1 protein-coding gene (cut by a window edge) is annotated in these 13,924 nt (G+C 53.5%); it reads left to right on the top strand.

Features of this window, described 5'->3' with window-relative positions:
• Positions 1–13,924, top strand: the 3' portion of a protein-coding gene (locus BM100_RS09800; protein WP_092510411.1) for a non-ribosomal peptide synthetase. It extends 1,082 nt beyond the left edge of the window; only the last 13,924 of its 15,006 coding nucleotides appear in the window; its start codon lies beyond the left edge, outside the window; the stop codon is at positions 13,922–13,924.

Here is a 13,924-nt window from a genome sequence, read left to right as displayed (position 1 = left end):
CCTTTCTGCCTATGCCCATCAAGATTTACCTTTTGAGCAGGTAGTGGAAACACTGCAACCTGAGCGCAGCCTAAGCTACAGCCCGATTTTTCAAGTGATGCTGGCGCTGAACAACACACCGGCCAAAACGCTCACATTGCCTGGCCTGCAACTCTCCCCGGTTGAGCAAGTGCGGAACAAGACCCACTTCGACCTGACATTATCTCTGACGGAAACCGATGCCGGCCTGTTCGGAGAGCTGGAGTATGCCGTGGATTTGTTTGATGCGGCTACCATCGAGCGTATGCTCGGTTATCTGCACCAGATCCTGCTCGCGATGACACGCGATGTAACGCAACCTGTTTATAAACTGCCGATGTTATCGGCTGTTGAAAGGCGGAAATTGTTGGTGGAATTCAACGCCACACAAGCTGATTTCCCGCATGACGCCCTGATCCACCAATTGGTTGAGGCGCAAGCGGCACTAACGCCTGCTGCGACTGCTATTATCTGTAGCAACCTTGACCCTGCCGGTGAGGCCCAATCACTCAGCTATGGCGATCTGAACCAGCAAGCCAACCGATTGGCCCATCATTTAGTTGCATTGGGGGTAAAACCTGATGATCGAGTCGCCATTTGCGTTGAACGCAGTCCGGAAATGGTGATAGGCCTGCTCGCCATCCTTAAGGCAGGCGGTGCGTATGTGCCGCTCGATCCGGCCTATCCGGCTGAACGACTGGCACATATGCTCGAAGACTCGGCACCCGTTATCCTCCTTGCCCAGCGCCAGTTTGCCGACAAGCTGACCCCCCCTGTTACTACCCTGTTGATTGATGGAATCGCTGAAAACCGGGGATCGTTCATTGAGGCACAATCGGCAGATAATCTGGATGCCGCAACGCTGGGATTAGCATCACAACATCTGGCTTATGTGATTTATACCTCCGGCTCCACCGGATTGCCCAAAGGCGTTGCCATCGCCCACCGCAATACGGTGAATTTCCTGACTTGGGCGCAACGAACGTTCAGTCGGGAAGCTCTGGCAAATACCCTGTTTGCCACTTCGTTCAATTTTGATCTGGCTGTGTACGAATGTTTTGCACCACTGATTTCTGGCGGTACAGTGCACATTGTTCCTGATGCCTTGTCTTTAATCACGGCAGAACGCGCTTCGACGGAATCTTTGCCCGCAGCAACCGATGCCATAAGCCTCATCAATACCGTGCCATCCGCAATTGCACAACTGCTGGAAGCCGGTGCTATCCCGCCCACGGTTCAAACCATCAATCTGGCAGGGGAAGCGCTGAAATCCCATATTGTTGAGCGATTGTTTGCCAACACCGCTGTGCAACACATATGCAACCTGTATGGCCCTTCAGAGACAACAACCTATTCGACCTGGACATGCATGGAAAGGACTGCCGGGTTTGTGAATCACATTGGTCGCCCCATCGCCAATACAAGAGTCTATATCCTCGATTCGCATGGCCAACCCGTTCCCCTTGGCGTTGCGGGAGAAATTTTTATCGCCGGTGCCGGTGTGGCACGGGGCTATCTGAATCGCCCTGAATTGACGGCCGAACGCTTCTTGGCCGATCCATTCTTATCCGAATTTAGCCAGCCGAATTTCAATACCGTGAATTTCAATACTGTTATGTATAAAACCGGCGATCTGGGGCGCTGGTTACCCAACGGTAATATCGAATATCTTGGGCGCAATGATTTTCAGGTGAAACTGCGTGGTTTCCGCATTGAGCTTGGTGAAATAGAAGCCCAGTTAATGCAGTGCCCCGGTGTACGTGAAGCGGTGGTTCTCGCCCGTGAGGATAACCGCTCCAGTCATGATGTTGATGACGGGAACGCTGCTGATGAAAAGAACAACTTGAGCCAGAAGAGTAAGTTAGGTCAGAAGCGGCTAATCGCTTACCTGAGGCCGCAAGAAGGTGTTGAGCTGCTTCCGGCACAACTGCGGGAGCAACTCGCCTGCCACCTTGCGGAATATATGTTACCCAGCGCTTTCGTTATCCTTGATGTTTTCCCGCTGACCCCGAATGGCAAACTTGATCGGCAGGCGTTCCCTGATCCGGAACCTGCCGCCGTTATCGCACGTGAATATGCCCCACCCGTTGGCGAGGTGGAAATTGCCTTGGTACAAATTTGGCAGGATTTGCTGGGGCTGGAGCAAGTGGGCCGACATGATCATTTCTTTGAACTGGGCGGGCACTCGCTGATGATAGTCAGCCTGATTGAGCGGCTGCATCACCTCGGCTGGCGACTTGATGTGCGCAGTGTCTTTGCCGCTCCGGTTTTGAGCGAACTGGCCAAAACTGTCACAGACTCTCAGGACAGCACGCAGGCTTTCACGGTGCCGGCTAATCTGATCCCCGCAGATTGCACGGCCATCACCCCAGATATGCTGCCGCTGGTTTCACTGACCCAATCCGAGATCAATGCCATCGTTGAAACAATTCCCGGTGGTGTAAGCAATGTACAAGATATTTACCCGCTGGCCCCGTTGCAGGAAGGCATTATTTTCCATCATTTGTTGCAGTCCCAAGGTGATGATTACCTGCTGCAAAGTCTGCTTGCCTTCGACACATCCGAACGCCTCGATAACTTTCTGGCCGCGCTGCAACAGATCATCGACCGTCATGATATCCTGCGCACGTCCGCCTATTGGCAAGAATTGGATCACCCCGTTCAAGTGGTCTGGCGGCACGCTTCGCTGCCTGTCAATACGTTCACGCCCACATCGACAGACGATGTTTTATCTCAGTTGCGCGCTTACACCGACCCACGCCAGCGCCGCATCAATCTGGCACTCGCCCCGCTATTGGCTGCCCATATCGCCCATGATCCGCTGCAAAATGAGTGGTTGCTCTCTTTAAGTTTCCATCATTTGGTTTGCGACCACCTGACTCTGGAGCTGATCTTCGCTGAAATTGCCCAAGTGTTGCAGGGAAATACGAAGAAATTACCTGCTGCGCGCCCTTATCGTGATTTCATTGCCCAGACGTTAAGCGTACCGACCTCTGCCCATGAGGATTATTTCCGCACTCAGTTATCCGATATTGATGAGCCTACCGCGCCATTCGGGGTACTCAAGGGAAACAATGAAACGGGGGCGATTAATGAAACCCGCCAGCCGCTCGATCCAGTGATGGCAAAAACCATTCGCTCTCAGGCCCGCCGTTTGGGTGTCAGCCCCAGTGTGCTGTTCCACATTGCCTGGGCGCAGGTGCTGGCGCAAACCAGCGGCCACGATGATGTGGTATTCGGTACTGTCTTGCTGGGACGCTTGCAGGGGATCACGGGAGCCAATCAGATATTGGGGATGTTTATCAACACGCTGCCAATCCGGATCTCCCTCAACGGGCGCAGTGCTCATGACGTGGTTCAGGCGACTTACCGCAATCTGACGGACTTGCTGGAACATGAGCAAGCACCGTTGTCATTGGCACAACGGTGCAGTGGTGTTGCCCAGCCCATGCCGCTGTTCAGCGCCTTGTTGAACTATCGCCACAGTCATGCCGGTGAGGCGGGTGCTACTGACAAGGTTTGGGCAGGCATGCGCATTTTGGCTGCCGAGGAGCGAACTAACTATCCAATGACGCTATCGGTGGATGATTTGGGCACCGATTTCCACCTGATGACCCAAACCATTGCCGAAATTGATTCTGTCCGTGTGCTCAATTACCTGATGACGGCCATCAGCGGACTTGTTGATGCCCTGAACCATGCACCGCAACAACCCATTTTGCAAATACCGATTTTGCCGGCGGCAGAGCAACAACAACTTTTGGTGGATTTTAACGCCACACAAGCCGATTTCTCTCCCGATGTCCTGATCCATCAGCTCTTTGAAGCTGAAGTGGCGCGCCATCCTGCTGATATTGCCATTGTGTGCCAAGATCAATCTCTCAGTTACGACGAGCTGAATCGCCGGGCCAATCGTCTGGCACATCATTTAATCGCCCTGGGGGTGCGGCCGGATGACCGCATCGCCATGTGTGTCGAGCGCAGTTTGGATATGGCCGTGGGCTTGCTCGGCATCCTTAAGGCAGGAGCGGCCTATGTTCCCCTTGATCCGGCTTACCCGACCGAGCGGCTGATTTATATGATTGAAGATTCCGCGCCTGTCGCTCTATTGACCCAACAGGCAGTATTGCTGACCCAAAAGGCGGAGGGCGGTATTTTTGCATCTTCTGAATCATCAGATCCCACAGCCATTTCGATACCCTCCATTTCAAAATCGGCTATATCAAAACCGTCCATACCCATTATCTTGCTCGACGATCAAGACATGGCCGACGGGGCACAACCGGAGCAGGCTTTATTTGAAAGCGGGCCAGAAGTTCCCGGTTTGGCAGCCCACCATTTGGCCTATGTCGTTTACACTTCCGGTTCAACGGGCCAGCCCAAGGGCGTGATGAGCAGCCATCGTGCCTTGTGCAACCGCTTGTTGTGGTTTGTGCGCGATATTGCGACATCTCCGTTGATAGGCGCGCTGAAAACCAGTATCAGCTTTGTCGATTCGCTGACTGAAACTCTGGGCGTATTATTGGCTGGCGGTAAACTTGTCGTTTTCAATAACCATGAAGCCAAAGATCCCGCATTGCTGAAAACTGGCTTGCAGCGCTTCGGGGTTAACCATTTAGTCGTCGTGCCTTCGCTATTGAAGCTCTTGGTGCAATCTCACCACGGCGATGACAGACATCAACTGCAATCCATTGATGTCTTGATTTGCAGCGGGGAACGGCTTGCCCCTGAATTGGCTCGCCAGGTAGTGACTGATTATCCTTGGATACGGCTGTTCAATTTTTATGGCTCGTCAGAAATCAATGGTGATGCCACTTACTATCAATATTCAGCTGTCTCCGGCGTACCGGAAATTTCAGTGATTGGTCGGCCGATTGCCAATACTCAAAGCTATATTCTTGACACTCATGGGTATCCAGTCCCCCTCGGCGTGACCGGTGAAATCTATATCGCAGGAGCCGGCGTTGCCCGTGGCTATTTAAATCGGCCGGAGCTCACTGCTGAACGTTTTTTCAGTGATCCTTTCTCCACCAATTCCGATGCGTGCATGTATAAAACCGGGGATCTCGGTCGCTGGTTGCCGGATGGCACCATTGAGTATTTGGGACGCAATGATTTTCAGGTAAAACTGCGCGGTTTCCGCATTGAACTTGGCGAAATCGAAACCCGCCTTACCCAGTGTCAAGGAGTGCGGGAAGCCGTGGTTACCGCCCGTGAAGATGAGCCGGGGCAGAACCGGTTGGTTGCCTATCTGCGGCCAATGGATGGTGCAAAATTAATCCCCGCGGAATTGCGCCAGCAACTTGCCCTGTACCTTGCCGACTACATGCTGCCCAGCGCTTTTGTGATACTGGAATCTTTCCCGTTGACGCCCAATGGCAAACTGAACCGTCAGGCACTGCCCGCTCCCGATCCATCGGCTGTCGTCACACGCAGCTATGCAGCCCCCGTCGGCGAAATAGAAGTGATACTGTCACAAATCTGGCAAGATCTTCTGGGGCTGGAGCAAGTCGGGCGTCATGACCATTTCTTTGAACTCGGTGGTCACTCTTTACTTGCCATTCAGCTTGTGGCGCGTATACGTCAGGCACTTTCGCGTGATTTACCCTTGCAGAAGCTGTTTGACAGGCCCGTCTTGATGGCTTTGGCCGAGACACTGGCAGAGACAGCAATAACCGCCCAGGCGATGATCCCCACCGCGGATCGCAACCAGCCGTTGCCTCTGTCTTTTGCCCAACAACGCCTGTGGTTCCTCGGCCAGTTCGATCCGGCTGCCAGTCTGGCTTACCATCTGCCTGCGGCGCTGCGCCTGACCGGTCAACTCAATCATGATGCCCTGATTGATGCCCTCAATCGCTTGGTTGCCCGCCACGAAAGCCTGCGCACCCGTTTTGTTGCCGTCGAAGGGCAACCGTACCAGTACATTGACGCCGCTGACAGCGGTTTTTCCCTGACTTGCCATGATCTTCGCCAGCTAGAACCCACGCTACAATCTGCCCGTGTTGCTGAACTCGCGGAGTTGGATTCTCAATCCCCTTTCGATTTTGCCCAAGGCCCGCTCATTCGCGGACAATTGCTGCAACTGGCGGAAGAAGAACATGTGCTGCTGCTGACCCAGCATCACATTATTACGGATGGTTGGTCCCTAAGCGTACTGGTTCGGGAATTGGGGGCGGGCTATAGCGCTGCCCTCGTTGGTCATCATGATCCTTTACCGCCACTGCCTGTGCAATATGCAGATTACGCAGTCTGGCAACATGAACAGTTGCAAGGCACTTTTCTCACTGAGCAACGTGATTTCTGGCGTGCCCAACTTAAGGGTGCCCCTGCCTTACTGACAATTCCCACCGACCATCCACGTCCGGCAATACAGACTTATATGGGCGCCCAAGTTACTTTTCATCTTGATGCGACGTTATTGACTTCGCTCAAGGCGCTTGGGCAGCGCCATCACTGTACTTTATTCATGACGGTGCTGACGGCATGGAGTATCGTATTGACCCGTCTCAGTGGTCAGGATGATATTGTCATCGGCACGCCGGTTGCCAACCGACCACATCATGAGCTTGAAGGATTAATCGGTTTCTTTGTCAATACGTTGGCGCTGCGGATCAAACTCCATGATAACCCCAGAGTGGCTGAACTTCTGGCACAGGTCAAAGAACAAGCGCTTACCGCTTATGCCCACCAAGATCTGCCTTTCGAGCAAGTCGTGGAGGCCGTTCAACCCGAACGTTGCCTGAGTTACAGTCCGATTTTTCAAGTGATGCTGACATTAAACAATACGCCGGCCCAACAGTTGACGTTACCCGGTTTACAGCTCACATCACTTGAACAAGCACACCACGGTGCCTATTTCGATTTGACTTTAGCGCTGACTGAAACGGAAGCGGGACTGGTAGGCGCTCTGAACTATGCCGCCGATTTATTCGATTCCGCCACCATCAATCGCATAGTCGGTCATTTCACCAATATATTGGCGGCGATGGTGACTGATGAGACACAAACCTGCAATGCCTTACCCATGCTGTCAGCAATGGAGCAACAGCAAGTGCTGGTAGATTTCAACGCCACGCAGACCGACTTCTCAACAGACTTTTCTGGCCACCCGCCACTGATTCACCAATACATTGAGGCTCAGGCCGCACTGCACCCCGATGCCGTCGCCATCGCCGTTGAAGAACACACAGTCAGTTACGGCGAACTGAACCAGCGGGCCAACCAACTGGCCCACCACCTGATTGCGTTGGGCGTGCGCCCCGATGAACGGGTCGCCATTTGTGTTGAACGCAGTCCGGACATGGTGGTGGGCTTGCTCGCCATCCTCAAGGCCGGCGGCGCTTACGTTCCCCTTGACCCGGCCTACCCGAGTGAACGGTTGGCTTACATGCTCAACGATGCCGCTCCCGTGGCCCTGCTGACCCAGACTGCCCTTGCCGGCAGGCTAAAACAGGCAGTGCCCGCGGCGAAATACGCCACCCTGCTGCTGGATGCGCCTGACCGTTCTTTGTCTGAACACAATGCCTTGTCTGAACAATCGACCGACAATCCAGATACCCGCGCTGTGGGGGTATCGCCACACCATCTGGCCTATGTCATCTACACCTCCGGCTCCACCGGCTTGCCCAAGGGCGTCGAGATGCCGCTGGCAGGGTTGGTGAATTTACTGCAATGGCACCGCCAGCCTTCCCAACCCGCCGGCACCGGCAAAACCCTCCAGTTTGCCGCGCTGGGATTTGACGTCGCCTTTCAGGAAATCTTCACCACCCTGTGTGACGGTGGCTGTCTGGTGCTGATTAATGAATCCCTGCGCCGACAACCCGACCAGCTTCTCCGCCTGATTGCCCGGCACCGGATTGACCGGATTTTCCTGCCCTACATTGCGCTCCAGCACCTTGCCGATGCCGCCGGTGAAAGCGAGGCGGATTTTTCCTGTCTGGCCCATATCGTGACCGCCGGTGAACAACTGCGTATCACCCCGGCCATTCAGCGTTTCCTGCACCGTGCCGGAAACTGCCGTCTGCACAATCACTATGGCCCGACCGAAAGCCACGTGACAACCGCTTACATGCTGGAGCAGGAGCCGGCACAATGGCCGGTGTTGCCCCCCATCGGCCGCCCGATTGCCAACAACCGTATCTATATCCTTGATGCCGACAGGCAGCCCGTGCCCCTTGGTGTGACCGGAGAAATTTACATCGCCGGCCGCGGGGTTGCCCGCGGTTATCTGAACCGCCCTGAACTGACGGCGGAACGTTTCCTTATCGACCCTTTCTGTACAGAAACCGGCGCCCGCATGTACAAAACCGGCGACCTTGGCCGCTGGCGGCCGGATGGCAATATCGACTATCTGGGCCGCAATGATTTTCAGGTGAAAGTGCGTGGCTTCCGCGTGGAGTTGGGCGAAATTGAAGCCCAGTTGATGCGCNGCCACGGCGTGCGGGAAGCGGTTGTGATTGCCCGGAATGAAGGCGCTGACCCGCAGCGTCTGGTTGCCTACCTGCGCCCCGCAGACGGCATGAAACTGCAACCCGCCAAGCTGCGTCAGCAACTCGCCCAACATCTTGCCGATTACATGCTGCCCAGCGCCTTTGTGGTGCTCAACGCATTTCCGCAAACCCCCAACGGCAAACTGGATCGCCAAGCCCTGCCTGCACCGGATACCGCGTCAGTGGCAACGCGAACCTATGAAGCCCCGCGGGGTGAAACAGAAGCAACGCTGGCGCAAATCTGGCAGGCATTGCTGGGACTGGAGCGCGTCGGCCGCCATGACCATTTCTTTGAGCTGGGCGGGCATTCATTGCTGGCTATTCAACTGGTGGCTCGCGTACGCCAAGTGCTGGCAAAGGAATTACCGTTACAAACGCTCTTTGCACAACCGGTGCTGATGGTGCTGGCCCACACGCTGACCGACACCGCCGAAACAACGCAGACCGCTATTCCTGTGGTCGCTCGCGATCAGTTCCTGCCGCTGTCCTTTGCCCAGCAACGCCTGTGGTTCCTTGCCCAGCTCTCTCCGGCAGCCAGTCTGGCCTATCACCTTTCTGCCGCATTACGCCTCACGGGGACACTCAACCGTCAAGCATTGTCTGCCGCATTTGATAATCTGGTTGCCCGCCATGAAAGCCTGCGTACTCACTTTATTTCGGTGGAAGGACAACCTTGCCAGCATATCGACCCTGCTGACATTGGCTTTACGCTGTCCTGCCACGATCTGCGCCAATGTGATCCTGCTTTACATCACCACCGTATTAGCGAGCGCCTTGAACAAGAAACCCAAACGCCCTTTGATTTTGTTCAAGGGCCGCTTATGCGTGGTCAATTGCTGCAATTGGCAGATAAAGAGCATGTGTTACTGCTCACCCTGCATCACATTATTACTGACGGCTGGTCTCTCGGTGTACTGGTGCGCGAACTGGGTGCTTTCTACCGCGCTGCGCTTGATGGTCATGATGATCCTTTACCGCCGCTGCCCATTCAGTATGCTGATTATGCCGTCTGGCAATCCGGGCAGTTATCAGGCATTCCACCGCAAGATGCACACTCACAAGGCGCACCGTTGCAGCAAACCCGCCTCGCTGAACAGCGTGATTTCTGGCGTACCCAACTTGCGGATGCTCCTGCGTTGCTGACTCTGCCGACGGATCGCCCGCGCCCCACGGTACAGACTTATGCCGGTGATCAAGTCTCTTTCCATCTTGATGCTGCTCTCCTCAAGTCACTTAAAGCGCTTGGACAACGCCATCACTGCACCTTATTCATGACGGTATTGACTGCGTGGAGTATCGTACTGGCTCGCCTCAGTGGTCAGGACGATATTGTCATCGGTACGCCGGTCGCCAACCGGCCGCATCATGAACTGGAAGGGTTGATAGGTTTCTTCGTCAATACGCTGGCCCTGCGTGTCACTCTCCATGATGGCATTAGTGTGGCCGATTTGCTGACGCAAGTCCGCGAGCGGGCGCTCGCCGCATATGCCCATCAGGATTTGCCTTTTGAGCAGGTGGTGGAAGCGTTGCAACCTGAACGTAATCTCAGCTACAGCCCGATTTTCCAAGTGATGCTGGCATTGAATAATACTCCGGCTCAGGAGTTGGTATTACCTGATTTGCAGTTCACCCCTTTTGAACAGACACAGCACAGCGCTCATTTTGACTTAACCTTATCACTGGCTGAAACCGAGACAGGTTTAGCGGGCGCCTTGGCTTACGCCGTTGATTTATTCTCCCCTTCAACCGTTGAGCGCATGGTGGGTTATTTAATTAATACCCTCACGGCAATGGCCGACAATGAGAATCAAAACATTGCCACTTTACCAATGCTGCCGGACTCAGAGCGCCAACAGCTATTGACGGACTTCAACGCCACTCAGGCGGATTTCCCACAAGATGCCCTGACCCACCAGCTTTTTGAAGATCGGGTAAAACAACATCCAGATGCCACAGCTATCGTCGCCGGCAGCCAGACACTGACCTACGATGAACTGAATCAACGCGCGAACCGTCTGGCCCATTATCTGATTGATCTGAGCGTACGCCCCGATGATCGGGTGGCGATTTGTATTGAACGCAGTCTGGATACGGTAGTCGGGATACTCGCCATTCTCAAGGCTGGTGGGGCTTATATGCCACTTGACCCGACCTATCCGGCCGAACGGCTGGCGTATATGCTGGAAGATGCTGCCCCGCGGGCATTAGTGACTCAGGTTGCACTGCTCGAAAAATTCCCCGGCACCCTACCGGCGGTCGTGCTTGATGCCCAAAATACGTTACTGGAGGCACAACCGAACCATAATCCAGATCCACAGACGCTGGGGCTGACATCTCGCCATTTGGCCTATGTGATTTATACCTCCGGTTCGACAGGAAAGCCCAAGGGTGTCATGGTCGAACACCGCAATATCAACCGATTGATTATCAATAATGCATATGCGGACATTAATGCAAACGACTGTGTTGCCCATTGCGCCAATGTTGCGTTTGACGCATCGACTTGGGAAATCTGGTCTGCCCTGCTCAATGGAGGACGCCTGCACATCGTGCCACAATCCGTATTGCTTGACCCGGCGCGCTTCCGCGATTCCCTTATCCAAGGGCAAGTCACGGCCCTTTGGCTAACTGTCGGCTTGTTCAACGAATATCTCGATACTCTCCGCCCCCTGTTCGGACAACTGCGTTATCTGCTTGTCGGCGGCGATGTCCTTGATCCCCGTAAAATCCAACGGGTATTGTCAGCGGATGCCAAACCAAAACATCTGATCAATGGATATGGGCCAACAGAAACCACAACATTTGCCACCACCTATTTGATTAATCCGCCGATTGATGTGGCTCGTTCCATTCCTATCGGCCGCCCGATTGCCAACACCCAGATTTATATTCTGGATCCGCATGGTCAACCGGTTCCCCTTGGCGTTGCCGGTGAAATTCATATCGCCGGTCACGGAGTGGCACGAGGCTACCTGAACCGGCCTGAATTAACCGCCGAGCACTTTATTGCCGACCCGTTCTCCTCTGAGCCTGAAGCCCGCATGTACAAAACCGGCGATCTCGGCTGCTGGCTGCCGGATGGCAATATCGAATACCTTGGCCGCAACGATTTTCAAGTTAAGATACGTGGTTTCCGCATCGAACTGGGTGAAATTGAGGCAAAACTTGAACAGTGCGAAGGTGTACGCGAAGCGATCGTATTGGTTCGTGAAGAGAGTCAAAAACGTTTGGTTGCGTATTTACTGCCTCAGGAAGGGGTTGAACTTGTCCCAGCCGAACTGCGTCGACAACTCGTCCGAGAACTTGCTGAGTACATGCTGCCCAGCGCTTTTGTAACATTAGATGCATATCCACTGACTCCCAATGGCAAACTCGATCGTCAGGCACTCCCCGCGCCGGATGCCTCCTCCACGGTGGCACACGGCTATGCTGCGCCGCGCGGTGAAGTAGAAATAACTCTGGCCCAAATCTGGCAAGATTTATTGGGATTGGAACGCATCGGCCGCCATGACCATTTCTTTGAACTTGGTGGCCACTCACTACTCGCCATACAGCTATTGAACCGTATGCGCGAGCAAGATATGGAAATTTCGCTGACGACCTTGTTTACCTACCCAACATTGTCTGATTTGGCTTTAACTATCGATAAAGGATTTACCATGTCAGTATCCCCGTTTGATGCAAACCCTGTGCCGCTAAGCCCGGCAGGTTCTTTGTTGCCGCTGTTCCTGGTGCACGAAACGTCCGGCGACCCACTGGTTTATTCACCACTGGCTGCCCTTTTGCCGCCGGAGCTTCCGGTTTACGCATTACAGGCTTTGGGTATTCATACGCTTGAGAACCCGCCAGCTTCCATTGAGGCACTCGCGGCCTGTCATGTTCAAGCCATTCGCCGAGTTCAACCACAAGGGCCTTACCGTCTGGCAGGATGGTCAATTGGCGGCCTGATAGCCTATGAAATCGCGCAACAGTTCACAAACCAAGGTGACGTTGTTGAATTCCTCGGCATGATCGACTCGTATCTTCATTTCAATACGGGCAGCAGCACAGACAAAAATGAGCCATCAATAAATACCGATCAATCCGCTGGTGCAGATACAGAAGCAAAACAAATTGAGTACATTATTGACTCATTGCGCGCCCAAGCGAATATAGACGAACAGGCTTTGGAAAAGCTTTATCAATTCAGCGAATTGGGACAAGTACTGGATTTCTGCATTGAACAACAGTGGCTGCCCGCCAGCATCACAAGTGGGGATATTCTCCTTCGGTTGCATACCGCAGAGACAATTACCCAGCTTGGTCAACATTATCAGGCAGAGAAGTCAAATTTAGCCATTCACCTGTACACCGCAGATGAATTAGCCAGCGATGACAATTGGCGCGGCTGGCAAGGTATCGCTGGCAGCCATTCCGAACTTCACCCCATCGGCGGAACGCATTTCTCCATCATGCAATCGCCGTTACTGAACCAGCTTATTGATTCAATTACCGAACAGTTGCAGGCGGTTCCGCCTTTTGATCCACGCGTTATCATTCAATTGGGTTCTCAATCTGTATCACCGTTGTTCTGCATGCCTGGTGCGGGTGCCAGCCCTTCAAGCTTGCTTGAGCTGGCGATATCGTTCCCACAACAGCTTCCGGTATATGCGTTGCAGGCCCGGGGATTTACGGCTGAACACAATTTCCCCTATTCCAGCGTTGAAGCCGTTGCCCGGGCTTATATCCAGACTATTCGCCAAATCCAGCCCCACGGCCCATATCACCTGCTGGGCCACTCTTTTGGTGGCTGGATTGCCTTTGAGATGGCATTGCAACTACAAGCTGAAGGAGAATTGGTCTCTGATTTGATCCTCATTGATAGCGATGAACCTGAACAGTTAGGCCATCCTCTCGAATTACCCAGTAAAATCAAGTTGCTCAATAGAATTGATACCATCATGGAATTAATTGATGTTTACAATATGATATTGGAGACTCCTCTTCCGCTCAGCCGGCAAGAGTTTGAAAACCTGGATGCAGATGGACAGACCCAACTTCTGCACGACACATTGGTGCAAGCCGGTTTTTTCCCTGCCAAAACGCCATTATCCATGCTGCAAGGGATTATCCGCGTCATGCAGGCTAATATGAATACCCGCTATTTCCCTCGCTCCCGCTATGAAGGTGTAGTGCATATGATCAGCGCAGAAGAGGGTGATCCAGACGAAAGGGAAGACCGTGAAACTCAATGGCATACTCATATTGCCAAACTAAATACAATGTTGGCACGCGGCAACCATATGACCATGCTATCCTCGCCACACGTCGAGCATTGGGTAACGGAACTATGGCAAAAGCTAGATTATATCAATAACCCAAATTCTGCATTTTGGTTTGAAAAAGCAAAACCCTACGGTTTTATAAAAGGAAAATAG

It is taken from the genome of Xenorhabdus mauleonii (assembly GCF_900113945.1).
Classification (GTDB): domain Bacteria; phylum Pseudomonadota; class Gammaproteobacteria; order Enterobacterales; family Enterobacteriaceae; genus Xenorhabdus; species Xenorhabdus mauleonii.
The sequence above is the reverse complement of the archived record's forward strand: the minus strand, read 5'-3'. Positions and strand labels throughout refer to the sequence as shown.